This window comes from Brasilonema sp. UFV-L1 (assembly GCF_012912105.1).
Classification (GTDB): domain Bacteria; phylum Cyanobacteriota; class Cyanobacteriia; order Cyanobacteriales; family Nostocaceae; genus Brasilonema.
In genome coordinates this window covers 48,773-69,958 of sequence record NZ_QMEA01000068.1, presented here as the reverse complement: position 1 = coordinate 69,958, position 21,186 = coordinate 48,773, and the positions used below count along the sequence as shown (strand labels likewise).

Genomic DNA, 21,186 nt, shown 5'->3' with positions numbered 1-21,186 from the left:
AATCCTTGGAATTCAAAATTCAAAACATGGCACTTCGTATCACACGCTGCGTTATCAAAACTCAAAATGAATAAACCGCAAGCTTTTTTCACTGATTGTGGATGGCTGCTTTATTTCTGCCACGATATATTACAGCAATCCCAGATAGGTCGTGAACAAAAAATAAAAAAAACGAACCGCAAAGAGCGCAAAGAACGCGAAGAAAAGAAAGAGAAGAGGAAGAGGAAGAAGGTGTTCACATCCTATTTAGGAAGGCTGTAATTCGATTGTCAATGGCTAATGGCAAACTATGAATGACACAATCTAAAATCATTTATGAGTGTAGCTTTGATAGTTGTTACTGTAAACTAGGGGATTGAGGGGATTTTGTCGTACTGGGTGAAAATTTTCTATGAAAGAAATGAATATGTCATTAATTTTGAACGTGTTACAGCTTTTTGTCGTGAACAGAATGGCAGAATAACTTTCTGGTTACCAGATTGTGCTATCCCGATAGTTATTAACCTTAAAAGTAACCCAGAAGACTATCAAAAAATTCTAAATTTTGTAGAACAGGTTAAAGAATTGGGATTTGAGAAATCGTATTGGGTGAAAATTCTTTATGAAAGAAACGAATATATTATCAATCTTAATTGTATTAGTTCCTTTCGCTATGAACCAAATAACGGTAGGATAACTTTTTGGCTACCAAATAGTACTGTTTCTATCATCATTCACCCTCTCAATAATCCAGAATCTTATACAAAAATTTTGGAATATATTCAGCAAACAACTGGATATATTTTAGCTGGTACCAATTCTCGAAATTAAGGTTACACTTTGTCTGTAGTAACGCTCTTTGGGCAATTATGAACCTGATTGAATCTGTAGTTAAAGTTTAGAGAAACGGTGTGAACTCTATTTTCAAGCTAGAACACCGCTATCAGTGAACAATGAACAATGAACAGTACACAGTACACAGTACACAGTTATCAAAATAAGCAGCTTTCTTGAACTGATAACTGATAACTGATAATTGATAATTGATAATTGATAACTGATAATTGACAATTGATTAATTATACCAATTTAAAAAAAAAGCGACAGATACACACTCCCAAACGCTTGTTATGTCTGGTTTTCTTCATTTTGAATTTTGAGAGAAGTTGGAGCGGAGGTTTCCTCCGATCCAATCTTCGGTGATTTTGAATTTTGAATTGGTATTATTTCGGTCTTCCCGGTAACAGAAACTGGGTTGCGTGGGATTAGTGAATCGGTGTTCTAGTTAGTTGCTACACAAAGACTTCCTTTTCCACGCCAGACACCAGCTTTGAGAAACAAGGAACGTATGACTAGCGCTTTCCTTGTCCATTCCTTCACCAACAGATTTTTACCACATTTCAAGCAAGCAGGAGGATAATGAACTATTTTTGCAAATTATTAACCTGAAGTGTCCGCGTATAAATGTAGAAAAAAAGCTCGCAAGCCTTACTACACAATTAATACAGGCGTTGATACTTCCGAGACTGTACGGATGTACAGGGTGGAACTGTAAGCACATCAATGTTAAGGTAAAATGGGCATTAACATCTTATGATTGCGACGCCTCTTTGACAATTTGTAAAGGCGTAAAGCGGTTGAAAAAATTTTTGAAAGCTGCTTTAGCTAAACAAAGCACGCTTTTTAACTGGGGGAAACTTCAGATGAACTCTGGCGTCATCTGAAGAAATCTGAGTGAAGACTTGAGAAGAATGATTTTGACTGGCTAGTCTTTCCTCGTAAAATTCTCTTTCAAGAAAACAAAGCCATAGAGGCTATTGAGTAAAATGATACTTGAACTTTTTAGCAGAGAAAGTTGGGCAAATCTGCTAGATAATATGACATTAAAACGTGTTCAATTTATCTATCATCCGAAAGCAGTTTTCCTTTTGCTAAGTGCTTTAGCAGGAGGAGTTCTTTTAAGCAGTTGCAGTTCACACTCAAATAGCATTACTATTTCCAGTGGAAATATTGGCAGTTATTACTACAGCTTAGCTGAGCAAATTCAAAAATCTACCAAGGAAACGGTTAAAATCTCTGTTGAGAATCGTGACTCGCAAGGGTCTGTGCAAAACTTAAAACGCTTGCGTGAACACCAAGTCGATTTTGCAATCGTACAGTTAGATGTTGCTAATGAGGCAATGCGTAAAGAAGAGGTCAAAGCAGTTGCAATTTTGGCAAACGAATATGTTCACGTTATTACTAAGAAAGATTCTGACTTAAAAACGTTTACCGACCTTCAAGGAAAGCGAGTTGCTGTTGATACTCCCGGTAGCGGCATGAGTTTCACTGCTGACAAATTGCTCAAAACAAACCATATCACTTTTCAACCAGATTACTCTAGTTTTGATGAAGCATTCAAAAAACTGAAATATGGGCAGGTGGATGCAGTTATTTATGTAGGAAGTCTTGGTGCGAGTAAAAAGCTAAGGCAACAATTTGTTAATAATCTTGACTTAAGGCTACTTCCTATCGAACCTCCATTAGTGAACCACTTGACAGTTTTCAACCCTGGTTCGTACCAAAGCGCAACTTTTCCTATTGGAACTTATAACTCGCGTCCACCGGTTCCAGACAAGGACATACCAACTCTTTCTACTGCTACTGTTTTGGTGACTCGCCCTGACATGAAGAGACAGCAAGTTGCATTGGTTACTTGGTCTATTCTTTCCACTGCTCGTACCTATTCCCAATTCTATCCTGCACTGCAAGACGAAGAACCCAAAGATTTACTGAGAAAAGGTCTGTTTGACATACACCCAGCAGCACAAGAGGTCTTTGAACACGGTGATCCTCGTATGGCGTTCATGCGATTCTGGGAAAATAACAGTGATTTACAAGCTGGAGTTTTCATTTTGACCACAACTAGCGTTTTAGGATTACTATTACGACAGTGGCACAGACAAAAGTCTAAGAAGATGGTGACTACAACTACTAACCGGATTAATGAGCTCAAGTCACTCTTGCCAGACGATCCCCAGCAAGCTTTAGATGGTATTGAAGCTCTTAGTCAAGAGCATCGATTGATGTTTGTTGAAGGTGCGGTGACAACAGAAGTTTACGAGCAATTGCGGCAAAAAACACAGACTTTTACAGATCAATGTCGTAGACTACTAGAGCAGCACCGCAAAAAGTTTGTCATGGAGACTCTGCTGCTGCTGGATGAATGGCAAGCAACCTTGCAAACAAATCCAGAGGAGGCGTTAAAAAAGCTGAGTCATATCAAACAGCAGTATCGAGACATGCTGCTATCAGATCAGGTTGACATTGAGACATATGTGGAACTCATGCAGCTAACTCTGATTTCGTTGATGGCGCTGACACCAAAACATTCTCACAATCGCACAAATCATGTCAAAAATGACCAAACACTCAAAGCGAATTCAATCAATGCGGTTGAGACTTAAATCAATCAAGGGACTGCAGCAGCAGCTTGTGGAATAGTCCTTACCTTTTTTATAAGTATATGAATATGAGGACTGAAATCTACACTATGAAGTTTTACCAAATTCGTTGCATATTGAGTACAAAACCAGGTAATATACTCTCCCCATCAAGAGTTTGAGGTAATTTTAAAACTTCCACCTCTTGTCCTGGACGATAAATTTCTACCTCCTGTTTTTTTCGGTTTATCAACCAACCCAAACGACATCCATTTTCCATATATTCTTGCATGTTATTCTGAGTTTTTCTCAAGCTGTCATTAGGTGAAAGTATCTCAATGACAAAATCAGGACATAGAGGAATAAATTTTTCTTTTTGTTCTTTAGTCAAAGCATCCCAACGAGATTTTTTCACCCAAGAAACATCTGGAGAACGATCAGCCCCTGAAGGTAAAGTAAATCCAGTTGATGAATCAAAAACTTCGCCCAATTGATTTTGGTCGTTCCAGAACCATATTTGAGCGTTAATAGTAGAATTACTTTTTCCTGTTTCTCCTCCCGTAGGTGGCATTATAATCAACTCTCCTTGGGCATTGCGTTCTAATTTTAAATCAGGGTTTTCTTCACACAATTGATAAAACTGCTCTCTTGTCAGTTTAATGACAGAATTGAGGTTTAATGTAAGTGCTGTCATAGAAGTATCTCTCGTTTTTGTTCGCTGACTGGGTTACAAACCTATATCCATTTTGTTCTACATCACTGTCGTTCGGAAAGCCTCAAACTATTGCATTCTATCGATTGTGCGGTACTGAATGGCTTCAGCAATGTGGTGCATCTTTAACTCATCATCAAGGGCTAAATCTGCAATAGTTCGTGCCACCTTAAGAATGCGATCGCTCGCCCTTGCTGACAAACCCAATTTTCTAATTGCCCCTTCTAATATATTGCGACTGTCATCATCTAGCTTGCACCATTTCTGAAGGTGACGACTTTGCATTTGAGCATTGCAAGAAAGATTTTGTTCATTTTTAAATCTATCAGATGCGTAGTCGCGTGCTTGTTGCACGCGTTCCCTCACGCTTGCTGATGATTCACCTGTCGGTTGTTGGGTAATTTCTTCTGCTTTAAGGCGATTCACTGCAACTTGCAAATCAATTCTATCCATCAAAGGTCCAGAAAGTTTTGCCCAGTATTGCTCTCTTTGTCTTGGCGAACAGGTGCATTGCCCAATTGTATCGCCGTAGTAACCGCAAGGACAAGGATTAGTACTCGCAACCAAAGTAAATTGAGCTGGAAACATAACAGATTGCTTGGTTCGAGAAATTGTCACGTAGCCATCTTCCAAAGGTTGACGCAAGAATTCCAACACATCTCTTTTAAATTCTGTTAACTCGTCGAGAAAAAGTATACCTTTATGTGATAAAGAAATCTCACCAGGACGAGGAAAGCTACCGCCACCGACGAGGGAAGGACCAGAGGCTGAGTGGTGGGGACTGCGAAAAGGGCGATCGCGCACCAGCGAACCTCTGTTTTTCAACAAACCAGCAACTGAGTGAATGCGAGTCACTTCCAAAGCTTCTGAAAAAGACAATGCAGGCAAAATACCTGGTAAACGTCGTGCCAGCATCGTTTTACCACTACCAGGTGGTCCCACAAAGATTAAGTTATGTCCACCAGCTGCCGCAATTTCTAAAGCACGACGGGCATGAGTTTGTCCTTTGACATCCTTCAAATCTAATGTTTGTAGAGATGTTGTATGTAACGTCTCTAAAGTCTTATCTACCTGCACAGGCTTGTAACGCCCTGGATGATTCAAAAAATGAGTGACTTCAGATAGGTTTTTGAAGCCATAAACTGCCAATCCTTCCACCACAGCAGCTTCTTGTGCATTATCAGCAGGGACAACTAAACCAGTAATTCCCATCTTTTGAGCAGTCGCAGCGATCGGTAAGACACCCGCAACAGAACGCAAACTACCATCCAAAGAAACTTCACCTAGGAAAATATGGTCTCCTAATAAACACGCACTAACTTGCTCAGAAGCCGCCAAAATCCCTATACTGATTGGCAAATCAAAACATGGACCTTCTTTGCGTAAATCAGCAGGTGTCAAATTTATCACTATTTTTCGCATAGGAAAAGCAAAACCAGCATTCTTGAGAGTTGCTTTGACTCTCTCTTTGGCTTCCTGAATTGCTGCATCTGGGAGTCCTAAAATGACAATTCCCGGCAAACCTCCTGAAACGTCCACTTCAACGCCCACTTTAACAGCGTCGATGCCGACAATTGATCCACTCCAAACTCTGGCAAGCATGTGCTGACTATTTGATCAAGAACATTAGACCTATAGAATCTCTAGCAAACGAATCGGTAAATCGGCATGAGTGAAACTACACAAACAATTTTCAGCAAAACTCTTCACAGATGATGCGGTTGTTATGTTAATATTCTCTTGTGAGATAAAAATAGATGATTAAATTTAGTCGATTTACTTTGCCCGCTGTAGATGCAAAATTGAAGCATCTAAAAGCGAATGCGGCATGAACAGTTGGATTTACCCAAGAAGCCATCTCATAGCAAGCCACCTGCACATATTTCGGTAGCAGAGGCACAGATCAAGATGCTGGAAGATATGGGAGTGCAAAACGAACCATGCATAATGACTTTTTCGTTAATACTGAATCAAGGTGTATTCAGTCTGGCGAAGTCCTGATGAAGACTACCAACCGTACTTGGGTGCATCAACCCAATCCTGTAGGAGGCAGCAATTCCTTCACCGAAAAGACGATAGATGCAGACAGCATAGCGAAAACCCAAAAGCTTTTAGATAAGGCAATTGCATATGCCTGGTATGCAGTGAAGTCAGAGCGTAGACCACCTGCCCTGACGCCTATACGTTGGGTATGGCAGCTTGCAGCTGCTTATCATTCAAGCTGCGATACCTCACAACTGATGGAAGAAGCTGCTCAAGGCTTTGCTGCATGTGGTCGCAAGAATTTGGCACAGTGGGCTGCACAGAAAGTCAAGGATGAGGCAGGTCATGACCGACTTGCTCTGCTTGATATTGAGTCGATGGGATATGATGCACAGTCCGTTGTGCAAGTACTTGTTCCATCTGCCATAAAGGTTTTGGTTGATTACTTCACCCAAACTGTAGAAGCGCCCGATCCAATTGATTGTGTTGGCTTTTCCTATGTGAGCGAACGCCTAGGAACATTTCTAGGAGAGGAGTACATCCAGAGTGTGCAAGCCTTTTTACCACCAGGTATCAATGCAACACGCTGGCTGCGCATACACAGTGGCGTTGGCGCTGAAGTCAAGCATATAGAGGAGACAGTCAAATTTGTTACACAATTGACTCCTCAAGATCAAGTGCGCGTAGCGAAAGTCTGTTATGAAACTGCATTGTTGCGCTTTAGCCCACCCAAGGAAGACTACATATCAGACCAGGAACTCAAGCATATATTGAAACCGCTAGAGTTACCTCACAAGCAGGAATTGAAATCTGATTATAGGGACTAAACCCCGTCCTTAAGAACGGGGTATTTCCTTGTTAATTAGTCTGTTGGGACGTCAATCGAGAGCTTTAGACAGTTTTAGACTTACGCGCCAGTAAAAATAACGAGTTACGTAAGCGCAAGGCTTGCCGCCTAGGCATAAGCGTAGCGTGTCGTTTAGACATAGGGCTTATGCTTGCGTTTAATGGCTGCGGACTACACTTACGTTGTTCGTGCGTAAGTCCTGAGTTTATAACGAGGTCTTACACGAAAAAATTGGGCAGTACCGAAGCTTTGATCGGAGGAAACCTCCGCTCAAACTTCTCGCTTATTGCGATACGCGTCTTGACCGCACGATAAATCGAGAGGTTTTAAAGCCTGCCCAATTTTTAGGGGACAAATGCGATAACCACTTAAGGAGGATATAGCGATGACTACTGCAACTATGACCACAGCAACAATTACTCTTGAGCAAGAGTCTTCAAACGAGGATCTTATTAACTATTTCACAAATACTTATTTTGATGTATTGCATGATATCAAAATCGATGATTTGCAAACTATCATGACTACTGAATGCGTGCAAGGATTGCCAAGTGACACCCCAGTACCTTTTTTCTAAAGCACGAAGCGAAAAAAGTATATAATCTTGTATCCCACTCTCACGGAGGGATACAACCTCAATCTGTTAACAAGTCGTGCAGAAGCGTTGTTGTTCAAAATAGCGTGACTGTAGCTGATAACGAGGTCTTACACGAAAAAATTGGGCAGTACCGAAGCTTTGATCGGAGGAAACCTCCGCTCAAACTTCTCGCTTATTGCGATACGCGTCTTGACCGCACGATAAATCGAGAGGTTTTAAAGCCTGCCCAATTTTTAGGGGACAAATGCGATAACTTCGTTGAAAATTAGTTTAGTACCACTGCCGAGTCAGTCAAAATCGCGTAGCGTTGCACCATTCGGAGTGTGCCGCAAAGAGCGAAGCGACGCAATCTCAAAAATCAAAAAGCTTATGACACAAGCTTTTTGATTTTTGAATGGTATTTTTATTTCCGCCACGCGATCGCCTATTCAACAGTTATCAGCTATCAGTTATTAGTGAGTCAGTACTGGAGTCTCCCTTTTATGTCCTATGCCTAAGGAATGGCTGCGCCAACGCGTAGCTTCTCCAGAGGACATGCTGCGCCAACAGTGCTGGCTCACTGTTCACTGATGTCATTTGTGATTTCATCTTTTGATAAGTCAAAAGATGAAATCTATACGTATTAAGCAATGAAGTTTCTTTTCGCCTTACAGTGCATTTTTTCAAACTTTAAGCAACTGAAAATTAAGAAGTTAAGGATGAACTTAAAGATATATGTAAACTTTGTTTTAACAGAGTATGGTATTTTTTTGCCAAAAAATATACTTTTTTTTAGTATATTGAATTGATTGTTTGTCTTTTTTGACTCAAAGGGTAGAAATTCAGCTTGTTTTTCAAAGAAGTTTTTACATCCAGTGACTCACTTAAGTGTTGTATTCTCCAACACAGACTCATAGTACTTATCTAGCTATTTTGTATAGTTATACTTTTTTACTTGCGAAAGAATAGTATTGAGTGCTACTTGTTCTGTTCTTTTATTCGTATTCCTTCCTAGGAAAGTAGCGTAGTTTCATGCAAACAGAGGAAAACTATAACTTAGTGCGAGACGACATAGGTGTTTAATTATGAGTAAAAGAAAACATATAGGTCACTGAGGCAAGTCAGTTTATTGGCTACACGGATAAATCCGCACTTTATTCAAACCAGAAGCGCTATGTGAGTTAAGTTCCATCTCAAAATCCAGATTTTCCCTGGTAAAGATGGTTCTGGATTGGCAATATTTAGTAATCTTAATAAAAATATAGAAACGATGAATGAGCCAGTTGGACATACATTTGCCGGTTTTGCAAACCTTAGTCAAAAATCGCCAGTCAAAGAAATCACCGTAGACTTAACACCAAATGAAGCTTCCAGGCTTGAAAAGTATTGCAACCAGACAGGTAAAGCAGTTATGGATGTGATTCGGGAACTTATTCAAGAGTTATCCTTAACCTAACGTTTTCAACCCCACTCTCAAACGTTAGCCTTTAGAAGGGTTTTAAGTGGGGTCTTAAAGAGCTGCTGTCTGTGCTGCTGTTAAGCCCGCATGTTAAGCCCGCAAAGCTGCCTTGACGGACTACTAGAGAAAAGTAAAGCTCACAGATTGTAACCGCGATCTTCGCAGTCGCTACAACGGGGGGAACCCCCGCAACGCGCTGCTCACAGTTCTAACTGCAAAACACAATACAGAAAAAATCGCTTGTTAGTCGAAAAGCCTGTTAGTTTCAAAAAGAAACACACTGCTCATTCTACTTCAGGTCTCGTCACCGGTAACGCTCGAATCAGTTCCCGGATGACGTCTGTCGCTGCTCTCCCTGTCTGATCACAATACTTTTCAAGCTTGGAAGCCTCATTTAATGCCAAATTTATGGTGATTCGCTTGACTGCCCATTTTTTATTCATGGTAAAAATCTTGTTGTATTACACAAGTTTATGACCAATCAATTGTCAATTATCATTTGACTATACGGAACTAAACTATAGCAACACGCGATCTGCCGAACGCTCATGCGCTCGCGCTTTGCAAAGTAAGGTAGCAGCGTTAGCGCAGGCCCCCTAAGGGGCTAGCTATCGCCCTAATGATAACAATGTAACTGATGGGTATGAAACTGTTAGTTAAAATCTACCCACAAATAGACAAAGCATCCTTATTATCCACATAATAGAGTGTATTGAGAGAGGTACAGTCTAATGGAAAATCAGGATGTGACTATTTCAATAGGAGATGCAGCCAAAGACTGTTCGCAGGTGGGCGGACGCTGGTAAATTACGATTTGAACGAACACCTAGTGGTCATAGGCGGTTCCATCTAGCAGATATCAAACGAATCACACCACGCGATTTAAACCAGCTAGAAGAGCGCATAACCATCAATTACGCCCGTGTGTCGAGCCATGATCAAAAAGAAGATTTAAGCAGGCAGATACAGGTTTTAGAAGCATTTAGCGCAACCAATGGCTGGCAATACGAAACCATATCTGATTTAGGCTCAGGACTTAATTACAACAAAAAAGGACTTCAGAAGCTGCTCAAACGCATCATGCAAGGTGATGTAGGTCGATTAGTCCTAACACACAAGGATAGATTGCTTAGATTTAGTTCTGAACTTGTTTTTGCTATGTGTGAGGAGTTTGAGACTGAGATTGTCATTATTAACAAATCAACTGAAGAAACCAGCTTTGAGCAACAGAAGTACGAATTCAGTAAAATTCAAAGTGTTCGCCATACTTTTTTGGGCAATAGTGTTTCTTTTATTTATAACGGACGATAGGTCTTTAGGCGTCTGCGCTCCGCAAACAATAGCAAACAGCGACTATTCGCTTTCTGGTTGGTTGAATGAGGAATGAACACCAATTTGGCTAGATACGGCTAGGTATAAACCAATAAGAACTACGGCAAAGCCAACCCAATGAGAAAAACTTAGCCTTTCCCAAAATATGACAAGCGCGAAAACTCCAGCAAAAACTGGCTCTAGGAGATGAAAAAGGGAGACGACTACTGAGGACAATTTCTCTAGGCAATATATCAAAAGTCCGTGACCGAAAACTTGGCAGACGAGGGAAAAACAAATGACTGCCAACCATCCCTCAACAGTTGAAGGGAAAATTTTATTTCCACTCAACAGAACTATCGGGAACATGACTACGGTAGCGCTCAAACAGATCCACAACTGAATTGTTATGGGAGTGAATTTGGTTCGCAGTTGTTCTACAAGGAGCAGGTAAGCTGCTAAGAAAACTGCAGATGTAATGGCAGCTACGTCTCCAAGTACATTACTAGTGGCTGTGAGTAGCTCATCTCGTTCAATGGCGATCGCTCCCCCAATAGCGATAACCATGCCAATGAGGAATTGGCGGTTTAAGCTCATAGAGAATAACAGCCACGCCCCTAAGCTGGTAAATATAGGAGAGAGATTATGCAGGACAGTCGAGATCGCAACACTAGTTTGAGTCAACGACCAAGCCACAAGGGATAAAGAGGCAGTAAAAAAAGTGCCAGCACCGAGCAATTGCAAAAGCCCGCTGAAGGTGTAATGCTCCTGTTGGACAGGTTCGCCCCAAAGTCGATGACGTATCACCTTGCTTCCATACCATAACCCGAAGACGACACTACTGAGCCAGAAACGATTAAATACAGTAGCAATCGGGCTAAGTTCGTATTCACTCCATCTGATGAGGATAGCGCCAAAAGATATGGCAATGATACCAGCGAATAATGCAGCGTTTACCATCGAAGCTGGTGTTTTGAACAACGTAACTTGTGAGAATTTCAGTTGATCTGTCATTGAGTCAATGGAAATGTTTGAGCTTTTTTATATTTCTACTGTTGTTATTTCAGCATATTAGTTTATATTTCTCAACAATCTTTCACTAAAGTTACTTCAAGCCGATATTCCGCACCCTCAACTGTCACGCATTTGTCCACGCACTTTGTCTGGAAGAAAGCGGAACCTTTCGACGCATTGTCCCCTAAAAAATCGTCAGCCTTATTACTACGAGTACTCGTGGGGGTTGATAGATCAACAGACAAAGGCTGACGATTTTTTTTCGTGTAAGACCCCCGTCTGGGTTGACTCGGTTTGCGACACGGATATCTGTGTTGTTAATAAGGTTCCGCTTTCTTTTACAGAGACCTCGACCCCTAGAAAAACAGCACGAGCGTATTACCACGCACGGCAGGTGCTACAAGTCGGGGAACCCTAGCCGAGCACTGCCTTATAAATGTCGGGGCTTGACGATCAACCGAACCTACGCTCGTGCTGTTTTTCTCACGTGGAAGACCTCATCACAATCGGTTTTTACTCTTTTTAATAAAAAATAAAGCTATCTCACATACCATGACTCTAGGACTGACTTTTGAGCAGGAAATGCCAAATATGGAACATAGATTTCAGACATTCAAACTTGATTTTTTGATTCATCTTGAGCGCGATACGCGTTCTTTCTAATGTGCTGCTCTCTGGCGAGCGCCTCAAGCCTCCGGCTGATCACCACCTATTTATCAGTAATTGTCAAAAGTCTGAAACGACCAAATTACGTTATACACATAATGTCCATTTTGAGAGCGTGCGTAAGTCTTATATTCTAAAACTAAGCTGATTTTTTGCATCTAAAACGCAAACACAGACACTTCATAGTTCGCCCACGCCTTATTGTTCTTTTTTTTACGTAATTTTGTGCTACAAATAGGTTATAAAAATTACTTGCTAATACTGATGAAGATTTCGATTTCTGGTGTCACTTTCTTACATCATTTATTTGTGCATGAGTTTACAAATGCTCTTTACACCCTTTTTCTCACTTCTTGAAGCTTGGTACAAAATATGAGCATTGGAATCCCCGAGAACAAAGCGACTGACACAACTAAAACTGATTTTGTGGCGATTGGGCGTATGCCTGTGGCACGCTTTGTGCAAGAGTTCTGTGCCAAAGGCAATCATTCACAGCGAATACAAAGGAAAAACCCAACAAATCATCACTCCAGGAATCGAATACACGAATCAGGTATACACATATAGCAGTTCTCCATTGCGTGCAACACATGTTGTTTGTAGGCGCACGGCAATACCGTGTCAGAAATAACGCATGCGTGTATTTTATGCAAGTGAGAATTGCAATATCTGAAGCGAGAATCCACAAATACAAAGACAATGATCTCATTTACATATGGGAATTGGGACTTTAAACCAATAAAAAGTAGTCAGAAATTCTTTGAAGTGAACCTTGAAAGTAAAAAAAGTAAAAATCTCCCAAAAGCTTGTACAGCAACCCCTTGGCAAAGAGGTACAATCAATTAACTTGGAAAACCAAGGGACTTTAAAAAGAGAAGCAACGCAAGACTGCCAATCCGAACGTTGCCTCTCTCGTTTCCGTAAAACCCATTAGAAATGGATTCACACAATTATGGTAAACCAAATTGTAGATGTTGTAGATACTCTCAGTTACCCAGAGTTAGCCGGACTTCTCACGGCTTGTGGATACGCGATTCGAGAGCAAACGATTCTTTCTAGGGCTTTGCTTGAACTCAGTTTTGAAATTTCCAAACTGCTGAATGAAAACGGCTTTTTAAATAGCGAATATCAGGATGTAGTGAACGACATAGATCTGGCACTCTTAGCTGGTTTGTGCGCGGTTAAATTGACTCAGATGGCTACAACCCTTGAAGAAATCAATCGAAAATATCATGATATTTTAGTGGAGTAATAAGGATGGAATCTCTGAGCAAATTCACTCAATTGATTGAGGAAGAATTCATGAAGAAGAATTCAGCAAGTCCTGATTCAGAATTCAGCAATATGATTGAATGGGGTTTGGGACCCCAACCAATTGTAGACAACGCCCTTCGGGGAGAACCTCCGGTTCCGCTAGCCCCTAAGGGGGCGCTACGCAAACGCTAACGCCAGTCGCCTACGGAGGGAGACCCTCCTGCGCCGTGCTGGTCTCACCAGATACCTCTGTCGGGAGAACGCCACATGCTTCAAGTCGGCAAAGCCGCCCAACGCAGTGGCTCCCCTCCTTCAGTACTGGCTCCCGTGAAGACGGTGGGGTTGCGCGACCCCTAGAGTCATCCGCATAAGGAGTACCGCTCGTTCATTCTGACCGGAGGCGGAGCTTTCCTTGCTCCGCTCCTGACTCCTGACTCCTGACTTCTTTTGATAATATAAGGTACGGTTTTATAAAATCAAAAAATTTTTTCACGCTCGCAAACGCGTGAAGTGCGTACCGTGAGTGAGTGAACGAGGGACAATTTTCTTCCCTCATTCCCTCCTCTTTATGTTTTATTAATAGCTTGGTTTCATAACTCAAATAGCAGTGCTGTGTATTTGTGGACTGTTGATGGGTTTTTTCAGTCACGATATTTTTCATGACACAAACACTACTGACAACAAAAATAACAAAAAGCGCTCTGGAGTGTTACCGCGTTTCCACCCGAAGCGCTTTTTGATTTATACTTGCTCCTCACACACACAACTAGAGAATAACATCGACTTTATGAAACATCAAGTAAACTAGGTGACAGTTTGACAACTGAACCTTATTCTATCTGACAAAACAAAAAGCGCTTGAACGTCTGGCCGTGTTTCGACTTCAAGCGCTTTCTGTCTTCAACTTACTCCTCACACTACATAAACAATATCACGGGTTGGATGAAATGATATTTTTAATGGGTGACACTTTTGCAACTGTTCTACCGTCTTCAGACATAGAGTATTCATCTTTTTCTATGTCTTATGGCTTATTTTGAAGTTGACATCTCTCTGAGGAAAGAGATTTTCTAATGTAAAAAGTGACGGATACCTGTTAACACCATGACTAAACCCAGTTCATTCGCAGCGAGTATCGAATCTTGATCCCGTAAACTTCCCCCTGGTTGCACAATACCCTTAATTCCGGCTGCGGCTGCTGTTTTGACTGAATCATCAAAGGGGAAGAATCCATCGCTGGCGAGAATTGCTCCTTTGGCTTTTTCTCCAGCTTGTTCTAAGGCAATTTTAACTGAGCCAACACGGTTCATTTGACCTGCACCCACACCCAAAGTTGTGCGATCGCCACTGACAACAATCGCATTAGACTTAACGTGTTTACAAACTTTCCAAGCAAACAACAATTCTTCCAACTCATCATCACTCGGTTGCTTTTCGGTGACGATTTGCCATGTGCTGGTGTTGGCTACCGCGTCATCTGAGGCTTGTAGCAGGAAACCACCTGCAATGACTTTTATGGTTTCTTTCGGTCCGCTGCTTAAGTTTGGTAATATTAATATCCGCACTTTTGATTTAGCAGCCAAAATATCTTGTGCTTGCGCTTCACAACCTGGTGCAACTACGCATTCTAAAAAAGTTTTTGTTAACTCAGTAGCAGTTCCAGCGTCAATTGGATGGTTTAGTGCGACAATTCCACCGAAAGCAGAAACCGAGTCAGCGTTGAATGCTTTTTGATAAGCTTCTTGGATGGTATTTCCCAAAGCGACACCACAGGGATTGTTATGTTTGATAATCGCTGCTGCTGGGGAGTCGGAGAATTCAGAAATAATCCGTCGTGCTGCTTCTAAATCAACCAAGTTATTGTAACTGAGCTCTTTGCCTTGCAGTTGAGTTGCAGTTGCCCATCCAGTTGGAGTTGTACCAGTTTGATACCAAGCTGCACTTTGATGAGGATTTTCGCCGTAACGGAGAGATTGTAGTTGTTTGCTCCTAAGGGTGTATTGTTGAGGTAATTCTGCTTCTTTGCTAAGGCTCTGACTCAGGTATGCTGCTATGGTCTGATCATAGCTAGAAGTATGTAAAAATCCTTTTAAGGCACACTTTTGCCGAAACTCTAGGGATGGTTCACCATTTGAGCGGTGCATTTCCTGTAAATATTCTTCATACTGCGTTGGCTCACATAAAATTGTCAGATGAGCAAAGTTTTTTGATGCTGCCCTGAGCATAGCAGGACCACCGATATCAATTTGCTCAATCGCCTCAGGTAAAGTTACGCCAAGTTTTGCGATCGTTTCTTCAAAAGGATAAAGATTCACGACAACCAAATCAATCGGGCGAATTTGGTTATTTTCCAAATCTGCTACATCTTCGGGTATATCCCGTCGTGCTAAGATACCGCCATGTATCCGAGGATGCAATGTTTTGACTCGACCACCTAAAATTTCTGGAGAACCTGTGTAATCAGCAACTTTCGTCACTGGTAGCCCTGCATCTTTCAGTGCTTTGGCTGTTCCTCCACTGCTGATAAATTCAAAGTCAAATTCTTCTACTAAGCTACGGGCAAGGTCGATTAATCCTGTTTTATTAGATACACTCAGCAGTGCTAGACGCGCCATGTTTCCCAAGCTTCCTTTGGTGTATTTACAATTAGTGCAGATGTCTATTGTTGCATTTAGCGGGCGCACGAGCGATAAGCCTCTGGCTTATCGCATGTGGGTATCGCGCAACGAGTGAACGGGACACTTCTAGTTAAGCTGAAAAGGAAACATCGTCTGGAATACAATAGCTGTATTGAGTCATTGATCAAGAGTGCGATCGCTATGACCGCAGCAACTAAGAAACTTACTTTTGCAGAGTATCTCAAGTATGACGATGGCACGGATACCCAATACGAATTGGTTGATGGAGAATTAATCCCCATGAGTCTTGGCACTGGTAAGCATGGCGGAATCTCCAAGTTTTTAGAACGAACCTTCGATGATGAAAGTGCCAAAATGGGAAGGAATTGGACAGCACAAAAGTTTTCCGTCGGAATTCGTTCGCCACGCGGGGGACGGTGGGACACCTCGCGGGTTCCAGACGTGGTAGTTTTACCAATAGAGCAGTGGGAAGCACTCTTCAACCGAGAAGCAGTCATCGAACTCAACGAACCTCCTCCTCTACTTGTGGTAGAAGTCGTCAGCGAATCTACTCAAACTACAGATTACCGCAGCAAGCGTTCCGAGTATGCCGTCCTCGAAATTCCCGAATATTGGATTGTTGATCCTATTCAAGAGGTGGTAACGGTATGCACCCTAGTAGAAGGGTTCTATGATGCTGTGGGATTCCGAGGAGAAGAGCGTATTATTTCTGCTACTTTCCCAGGGCTGGATTTAAGTGGCGATCAAGTGCTGGCTGGGCGGAACTGACGCGCGGCCTCTGCGACACATTACTTTACCTCAAAACAAGAATTTCCTCTGGTTAAAGCGCAACCCTCTCTATGTCCCCTGCCAGCCATTAATTTCTGGGCTAGAATCGAGCTGATTAAACGCTCTCTTTTAGTGAGGAGATGCTTGAGGAATAATGGCACAGAATGAGCTAGGGAAAATATTTGAATACTTGAATCCTAAAAGTCCGGAAAATTTGGATGGTGAGTGGTTTGTCACCTCCCCTAATCCTTTTTTGCCACCCCCATTTATGGTTTACCTCATTCTTGTTCACTGTTTGGGTTGTATTCCAATTGATCGACCCCAAGAAAAGATGGCTTGGATAGCCTATTTCAGTTTTCGAGACAAACCAATGTTTGCAGCACACTCAAAATCTGGCTTGCAGTTTGGAATTAAAGATAAGCAAGAGGCCGAGATATTAGAAGACTTTCTAATACTGCTAAAAAAATCACTCCCTGTGGCAAATGAAGCCTTTCAGGATTTAGTTAAGACTTCTTTTTCAAATGGTCAAATATCAATTGAAAATAAATCATTCTTATTCAGAGAGAGATATCTTTTTCTACGAAAACAAGCAGAATTAAAGTTTCACCAGGAGCAGCACCCCCTTCACGCCAAAACCATTGATAGCAAGGATTCTATATCTAGAGGCAATCCTCTTGAAGATTCTGTCAATACTTTGAATAACTTTAGCGAAGCTCATAGAGAAGGATTTTTCTTAGCCTCTACATCTCTTGATGCCTATTTTAGTGCTCTTGAGCATTACCTTATTTTACTCCTTCCATTCACTGATTTTAATCCCTGTCAAGAAAATATCCTAGAGTTTGTGAGAGGTAGTTGGGAAAAAAGCTTTCAAAGAATCTTCGGTAAGCCTCCAGCTAATGAAGCTGAACAAACTGTCCTAGAAAAGTTGAAGCAGATCAAAAGAAAATGGAGAAATACACTCGCTCATGGAGGTTTTGATTATGAAGGACAAACCTTCTTCGTCCAAGTCCCAGGCTTAGGATCAATTCCAGCCAGCCTTGCAAAAGATGAAAGCCGTTTTCAATTTCCAAGTTTGCCGATCACCTATTCAGATTTCAAGGAAATTTGTGCGGCACTCGATGAATGTGATGCACTCCTGAAAAATGGGAGTTTTAAACTGGCATTTCAATACATTGATGCTGGCTTAAACTTATATCTTGATGAGAGAAGCCGCAGAGGGTTGAAGGCAGCTTTGAGTTGTGAGCAGGAGATGGTATCTTTCATAGAACACCAATGTTATCTTGAGGATATGTATACAAATATGGACTGGTAATTTATCGTGTAGTGTAGAGCGGGATAACAATGTTTTAACCCGATTGGAATACGTGAGCGCTTACTGGCTAGACGAAGTCAGCACGGGTAATTTAAAATGGTACGATTCCTGGCTGATGAAAATTTCAATAATCAGATTGTTCGTGGTGTTCTTCGGCAGAGTCCTAGTGTTGATATGCGGACAGAAGAGATATTTTGGTATAAATGCAAAAGTTATAATTTCTTCAAGGACACAGAGGTAGAAACTGGTCATGTCAAACCTTGAGCAAATTGAATCTGCAATTCTCTCACTTCCATCCAATGACTTTGAGAAACTGAGACAATGGTTTTTCGACCTGGATTATCAGCGTTGGGATGAACAACTAGAGCGAGACATTGCAGACGGTAGGTTGGAATCGTTGGCTCAAGAGGCGATCGCTGAGTTCCAAGCAGGGCACTGTCGCGAAATTTGATGCACTACGCAACACGGCGATTTTGGCAATACTACGATGCTCTACCTGAAAGTGTGCAGCGAACTGCTGATCAATGCTACGAGTTGCTCAAAACTGATCCGTCTCATCCATCATTGCATTTTAAAAAGCTGGGTAACACTTATTGGTCGGTTCGAGCAGGGTTAAATTACCGTGCTTTAGGTGTTGAGGTGGAAAACGGTATTTCATGGTTTTGGATCGGTACACACGCAGAGTATGACAAGCTGATCAGTAAGCTGTAGCGCGGCATAACAACAAGAAGTCGCTACATGAAAATTGCTGATGCAAAATTTTTTATCTTGTCATTGCATACGTTTTATGCTTGACTGTCCCTTGTCCTTACTCATCTGTCCTCCTGTGAATGACTAAGGACCAGTAACTAACGACTAATAAATAAATGACTAATACTCTAGAATTTATCAGCATCCCTCCAAAAACCGGACAACCCCCAAAGGGTTTAATTGTCACTTTACACGGTTGGGGTGCAAATGCTGAAGATGTGGCGTATTTGTTGCCGTTTTTCAATTTGCCAGATTATCAATTTCTGTTTCCGAATGCACCTTTTCCCTATCCTCATTCTTCTATTGGCAGAGCATGGTATGACTTAAGAATAGAAAATATGTATCAAGGGTTAACTGAAAGTCGCCAGATGCTAACAGATTGGTTGCTATCTTTAGAAGGTATCACTGGTGTGCCTTTGTCGCGGACAATTTTGAGCGGATTTTCTCAAGGTGGGGCTATGACTTTGGATATAGGATTAAGATTACCTCTAGCTGGCTTAGTTTCTTTAAGTGGTTATTTACATCCAAATCTAGAAAATCTAGAAACGCAAAATTTGGCGTCTCTACCACCCGTTCTAATTATGCATGGAAGACAAGATACAGTTGTGCCACTACAAGCTGCTCTCTCAGCACAAAAAACTCTTGAATCTCTAGGAGCAGCAGTACAATACTATGAATTTGATATCGGTCATGAAATTCGACCAGAAATGCTAGAGTTGTTACGAAATTTTGTTGTTAACAATGCATAAATACAGGAAATTTGTCTTTTCTTTAAACATCACTAAGTCTGGGTTAGAAGATTTTTACAAATTCCCTTAAAAATCCGGAAAATTTTCACGAAATTGTTGCTCGCAAGTGAGTAATATATATTGGGTGGCTGCGTCAAGCGCAACTCAACCCATGCTGGATGCGAATGCTGCAAAAGGGAGGGGCAAGTATAATGAAAACTCTAAGCATTTCTAGAACAGAAATTGCTAGCATGACTCCACAAGAGGTGGAAGTGTTAGCTACACGTCTGGAGCAGGATAATTACAGTAATGCTTTTGAGGGTTTGAATGATTGGCATCTACTGCGGGCGATCGCCTTTGCGCGTCCAGAGTTAGTTGAACCATATATTCATCTCCTGGATTTAGAACCCTACGATGAGGCGTAGATGGTTCAGAAGAGACGGGTTCTGATTGGAGTAGGCGGCGGTATTGCCGCCTATAAAATCTGTGAGGTTGTTTCCACTTTATTTCAAATCGGAGTGGAAGTAAAAGTTATTCTCACTAATTCAGCACAAAAATTTGTTACGCCCCTGACTTTCGCGACGCTTTCTCGCCATTGCGCTTATACAGATGAAAATTTTTGGCAACCAACTCACTCTCGTCCATTACATATTGATTTAGGTGAGTGGGCAGATTTAATTGTCATTGCGCCTTTAACTGCAAATACTTTAGCAAAGTTAGCTTATGGTATGGCTGACAATTTGCTCACAAATACTGTTTTGGCTTCCACTTGTTCTGTACTGCTAGCGCCAGCAATGAACACTGATATGTGGGAACAGCAGGCGGTGCAACGCAATTGGCAACAAATCTTGACAGAGAGTCGATTTCATGGTATTTGCACAGGGTCGGGCTTATTGGCGTGCGATCGCGTCGGTGCTGGTAGAATGGCAGAACCCCAAGAGATTGTTGCTTATGTGCAATCGTTGTTACACACCGGCGGGATGCGAGATTTGGTAGGTAAGCGAGTTTTGATTAGTGCAGGGGGAACACGAGAGCATCTTGATCCAGTACGATTTATTGGTAATCCTTCCACAGGGAAAATGGGGTTAGCTTTAGCACAAGCAGCACTGCACCGAGGAGCAAGCGTGACATTGGTACATAGTCCGGCAAGTTGGGATGTACCATTAGGAGTGCAAGCAATCTCTGTTGTGAGTGCAGAGCAAATGCAAGCAAGCATGGTGCAGCACTTACCGAACGCAGAAATGATTATTATGTCGGCAGCAGTGGCGGATGTCAAGCCACGGGAGTACAGTAAAGAAAAGTTAGCGAAAAAATCTCTTCCGCAAGCCTTACCTTTGGAACCCGTACCAGATATTGTTGTAGAATTGGCACGTCTCAAACAACCACATCAACAATTGATTGGGTTTGCAGCACAGACAGGAGATATTGTCACACCAGCATTAGAGAAATTGCACAGTAAAAACTTGGATGCGATTATTGCTAACCCCATAGATGAACCAGATAGCGGTTTTGGAAGTGATAATAATCGAGCGATATTTTTGGATAAGCAAGGACAAAAGATAGAAATTCCGTTTTGTTCCAAATTAGAAATGGCTCATCATATTTTTGATGTGTTGGCAAAGAAATAACGAAAGCAACTGACAACTCAACCCCATACTATCTGTAAATCTAAGACAAAACCAGGTAATATATCTTCTTCAGATAAGCTTGTGGGGTTGGGTCACAACGATTGAAAAATCTGCCAGCCTCCGGAAAAATCGCCCAT

21 protein-coding genes and 1 pseudogene are annotated in these 21,186 nt (G+C 41.7%); 17 read left to right on the top strand and 5 right to left on the bottom strand.

The window, feature by feature from the left end; genetic code table 11:
* The first annotated feature begins 66 nt into the window (after positions 1-66).
* From DP117_RS35435 to DP117_RS19955, 3 genes are all read left to right on the top strand, one after another.
* On the top strand, positions 67-261 hold the full coding sequence (locus DP117_RS35435; RefSeq protein WP_211176213.1) for a hypothetical protein: 195 nt from the start codon (positions 67-69) through the stop codon (positions 259-261).
* A gap of 105 nt (positions 262-366) precedes the next feature.
* Positions 367-810: a hypothetical protein gene (locus DP117_RS19960; RefSeq protein ID WP_169220002.1), complete on the top strand. Its 444-nt coding sequence runs from the start codon at positions 367-369 to the stop codon at positions 808-810.
* 995 nt (positions 811-1,805) lie between these two features.
* The gene (locus DP117_RS19955) at positions 1,806-3,425 is read left to right on the top strand and encodes a TAXI family TRAP transporter solute-binding subunit (RefSeq protein WP_169220001.1); all 1,620 of its coding nucleotides are present in this window, start codon (positions 1,806-1,808) and stop codon (positions 3,423-3,425) included.
* A 94-nt stretch (positions 3,426-3,519) separates the two neighbouring features.
* Here DP117_RS19955 and DP117_RS19950 read toward each other — a convergent pair whose 3' ends face one another.
* Both DP117_RS19950 and DP117_RS19945 read right to left on the bottom strand, forming a co-directional pair.
* On the bottom strand, positions 3,520-4,095 hold the full coding sequence (locus DP117_RS19950) for a Uma2 family endonuclease (RefSeq protein WP_169220000.1): 576 nt from the start codon (positions 4,093-4,095) through the stop codon (positions 3,520-3,522).
* Between the two features lie 87 nt (positions 4,096-4,182).
* Positions 4,183-5,715 carry a YifB family Mg chelatase-like AAA ATPase gene (locus tag DP117_RS19945; protein WP_169219999.1) on the bottom strand — a complete coding sequence of 511 codons (1,533 nt, stop codon included), beginning with the start codon at positions 5,713-5,715 and terminating at the stop codon, positions 4,183-4,185.
* Positions 5,716-6,053: 338 nt separating this feature from the next.
* On the opposite strand from DP117_RS19945, the gene DP117_RS19940 reads away from it, so the two are divergent.
* From DP117_RS19940 to DP117_RS19930, 3 genes are all read left to right on the top strand, one after another.
* Complete coding sequence (locus DP117_RS19940; RefSeq protein WP_169219998.1) at positions 6,054-6,923, top strand: hypothetical protein; 870 nt, start codon at positions 6,054-6,056, stop codon at positions 6,921-6,923.
* Between the two features lie 405 nt (positions 6,924-7,328).
* On the top strand, positions 7,329-7,520 hold the full coding sequence (locus DP117_RS19935; RefSeq protein ID WP_169219953.1) for a hypothetical protein: 192 nt from the start codon (positions 7,329-7,331) through the stop codon (positions 7,518-7,520).
* Positions 7,521-8,790: 1,270 nt separating this feature from the next.
* A complete protein-coding gene (locus tag DP117_RS19930) occupies positions 8,791-8,976 on the top strand; it encodes a CopG family transcriptional regulator (RefSeq protein ID WP_169219997.1) in 186 nt (61 codons plus the stop codon).
* Positions 8,977-9,263: 287 nt separating this feature from the next.
* Here the strand turns inward: DP117_RS19930 and DP117_RS36350 are convergent, their stop codons facing one another.
* Positions 9,264-9,422: a CopG family transcriptional regulator gene (locus tag DP117_RS36350; RefSeq protein WP_169219996.1), complete on the bottom strand. Its 159-nt coding sequence runs from the start codon at positions 9,420-9,422 to the stop codon at positions 9,264-9,266.
* A 322-nt stretch (positions 9,423-9,744) separates the two neighbouring features.
* Here DP117_RS36350 and DP117_RS19920 point away from each other — a divergent pair.
* Positions 9,745-10,179, top strand: a pseudogene (locus DP117_RS19920) (IS607 family transposase); the annotation flags it as partial.
* Between the two features lie 153 nt (positions 10,180-10,332).
* Here DP117_RS19920 and DP117_RS19915 read toward each other — a convergent pair.
* Positions 10,333-11,304 (bottom strand): DMT family transporter, encoded by a 972-nt coding sequence (locus DP117_RS19915; RefSeq protein WP_169219995.1) that lies wholly within the window; start codon positions 11,302-11,304, stop codon positions 10,333-10,335.
* Positions 11,305-12,922: 1,618 nt separating this feature from the next.
* On the opposite strand from DP117_RS19915, the gene DP117_RS19910 reads away from it, so the two are divergent.
* Positions 12,923-13,222, top strand: coding sequence for a hypothetical protein (locus DP117_RS19910; protein ID WP_169219994.1), 300 nt, complete (start codon positions 12,923-12,925; stop codon positions 13,220-13,222).
* A gap of 5 nt (positions 13,223-13,227) precedes the next feature.
* Positions 13,228-13,416, top strand: coding sequence for a hypothetical protein (locus DP117_RS19905; protein ID WP_169219993.1), 189 nt, complete (start codon positions 13,228-13,230; stop codon positions 13,414-13,416).
* Positions 13,417-14,294: 878 nt separating this feature from the next.
* Here DP117_RS19905 and purH read toward each other — a convergent pair.
* On the bottom strand, positions 14,295-15,839 hold the full coding sequence (purH, locus tag DP117_RS19900) for a bifunctional phosphoribosylaminoimidazolecarboxamide formyltransferase/IMP cyclohydrolase (protein WP_169219992.1): 1,545 nt from the start codon (positions 15,837-15,839) through the stop codon (positions 14,295-14,297).
* 114 nt (positions 15,840-15,953) lie between these two features.
* On the opposite strand from purH, the gene DP117_RS19895 reads away from it, so the two are divergent.
* The 8 genes from DP117_RS19895 to coaBC all read left to right on the top strand — a co-directional run bounded on the left by DP117_RS19895 (position 15,954) and on the right by coaBC (position 21,049).
* Entirely contained in the window at positions 15,954-16,631 is a 678-nt protein-coding gene (locus DP117_RS19895; RefSeq protein WP_348983004.1) for a Uma2 family endonuclease, read from the top strand.
* A gap of 154 nt (positions 16,632-16,785) precedes the next feature.
* Positions 16,786-17,943: a hypothetical protein gene (locus DP117_RS19890; protein WP_169219991.1), complete on the top strand. Its 1,158-nt coding sequence runs from the start codon at positions 16,786-16,788 to the stop codon at positions 17,941-17,943.
* Between the two features lie 96 nt (positions 17,944-18,039).
* Entirely contained in the window at positions 18,040-18,207 is a 168-nt protein-coding gene (locus DP117_RS19885) for a hypothetical protein (RefSeq protein WP_169219990.1), read from the top strand.
* Entirely contained in the window at positions 18,194-18,394 is a 201-nt protein-coding gene (locus tag DP117_RS19880) for a hypothetical protein (protein WP_169219989.1), read from the top strand. The genes DP117_RS19885 and DP117_RS19880 overlap by 14 nt, the downstream gene beginning before the upstream one ends.
* Positions 18,394-18,654 (top strand): hypothetical protein, encoded by a 261-nt coding sequence (locus tag DP117_RS19875; RefSeq protein WP_169219988.1) that lies wholly within the window; start codon positions 18,394-18,396, stop codon positions 18,652-18,654. Before DP117_RS19880 ends, DP117_RS19875 begins: the two co-directional genes overlap by 1 nt.
* A gap of 155 nt (positions 18,655-18,809) precedes the next feature.
* Positions 18,810-19,442, top strand: coding sequence for an alpha/beta hydrolase (locus tag DP117_RS19870; protein WP_169219987.1), 633 nt, complete (start codon positions 18,810-18,812; stop codon positions 19,440-19,442).
* A gap of 191 nt (positions 19,443-19,633) precedes the next feature.
* Complete coding sequence (locus DP117_RS19865) at positions 19,634-19,846, top strand: DUF2555 domain-containing protein (RefSeq protein WP_169219986.1); 213 nt, start codon at positions 19,634-19,636, stop codon at positions 19,844-19,846.
* A complete protein-coding gene (coaBC, locus tag DP117_RS19860; protein WP_169219985.1) occupies positions 19,847-21,049 on the top strand; it encodes a bifunctional phosphopantothenoylcysteine decarboxylase/phosphopantothenate--cysteine ligase CoaBC in 1,203 nt (400 codons plus the stop codon).
* Positions 21,050-21,186 lie beyond the last annotated feature (137 nt).

What these genes read in the sequence shown, in the direction of transcription:
- DP117_RS19915 (WP_169219995.1), bottom strand. Translation starts at nt 11,304, where the DNA reads ATGACAGATCAACTGAAATTCTCACAAGTTACGTTGTTCAAAACACCA.
- DP117_RS19930 (WP_169219997.1), top strand. Translation starts at nt 8,791, where the DNA reads ATGAATGAGCCAGTTGGACATACATTTGCCGGTTTTGCAAACCTTAGT.
- DP117_RS35435 (WP_211176213.1), top strand. Translation starts at nt 67, where the DNA reads ATGAATAAACCGCAAGCTTTTTTCACTGATTGTGGATGGCTGCTTTAT.
- DP117_RS36350 (WP_169219996.1), bottom strand. Translation starts at nt 9,422, where the DNA reads ATGAATAAAAAATGGGCAGTCAAGCGAATCACCATAAATTTGGCATTA.
- DP117_RS19865 (WP_169219986.1), top strand. Translation starts at nt 19,634, where the DNA reads ATGAAAACTCTAAGCATTTCTAGAACAGAAATTGCTAGCATGACTCCA.
- DP117_RS19905 (WP_169219993.1), top strand. Translation starts at nt 13,228, where the DNA reads ATGGAATCTCTGAGCAAATTCACTCAATTGATTGAGGAAGAATTCATG.
- DP117_RS19950 (WP_169220000.1), bottom strand. Translation starts at nt 4,095, where the DNA reads ATGACAGCACTTACATTAAACCTCAATTCTGTCATTAAACTGACAAGA.
- DP117_RS19885 (WP_169219990.1), top strand. Translation starts at nt 18,040, where the DNA reads ATGGTACGATTCCTGGCTGATGAAAATTTCAATAATCAGATTGTTCGT.
- DP117_RS19935 (WP_169219953.1), top strand. Translation starts at nt 7,329, where the DNA reads ATGACTACTGCAACTATGACCACAGCAACAATTACTCTTGAGCAAGAG.
- DP117_RS19880 (WP_169219989.1), top strand. Translation starts at nt 18,194, where the DNA reads ATGTCAAACCTTGAGCAAATTGAATCTGCAATTCTCTCACTTCCATCC.
- purH (WP_169219992.1), bottom strand. Translation starts at nt 15,839, where the DNA reads ATGGCGCGTCTAGCACTGCTGAGTGTATCTAATAAAACAGGATTAATC.
- DP117_RS19875 (WP_169219988.1), top strand. Translation starts at nt 18,394, where the DNA reads ATGCACTACGCAACACGGCGATTTTGGCAATACTACGATGCTCTACCT.
- DP117_RS19955 (WP_169220001.1), top strand. Translation starts at nt 1,806, where the DNA reads ATGATACTTGAACTTTTTAGCAGAGAAAGTTGGGCAAATCTGCTAGAT.
- DP117_RS19945 (WP_169219999.1), bottom strand. Translation starts at nt 5,715, where the DNA reads ATGCTTGCCAGAGTTTGGAGTGGATCAATTGTCGGCATCGACGCTGTT.
- DP117_RS19940 (WP_169219998.1), top strand. Translation starts at nt 6,054, where the DNA reads ATGCATAATGACTTTTTCGTTAATACTGAATCAAGGTGTATTCAGTCT.
- DP117_RS19870 (WP_169219987.1), top strand. Translation starts at nt 18,810, where the DNA reads ATGACTAATACTCTAGAATTTATCAGCATCCCTCCAAAAACCGGACAA.
- DP117_RS19910 (WP_169219994.1), top strand. Translation starts at nt 12,923, where the DNA reads ATGGTAAACCAAATTGTAGATGTTGTAGATACTCTCAGTTACCCAGAG.
- coaBC (WP_169219985.1), top strand. Translation starts at nt 19,847, where the DNA reads ATGGTTCAGAAGAGACGGGTTCTGATTGGAGTAGGCGGCGGTATTGCC.
- DP117_RS19890 (WP_169219991.1), top strand. Translation starts at nt 16,786, where the DNA reads ATGGCACAGAATGAGCTAGGGAAAATATTTGAATACTTGAATCCTAAA.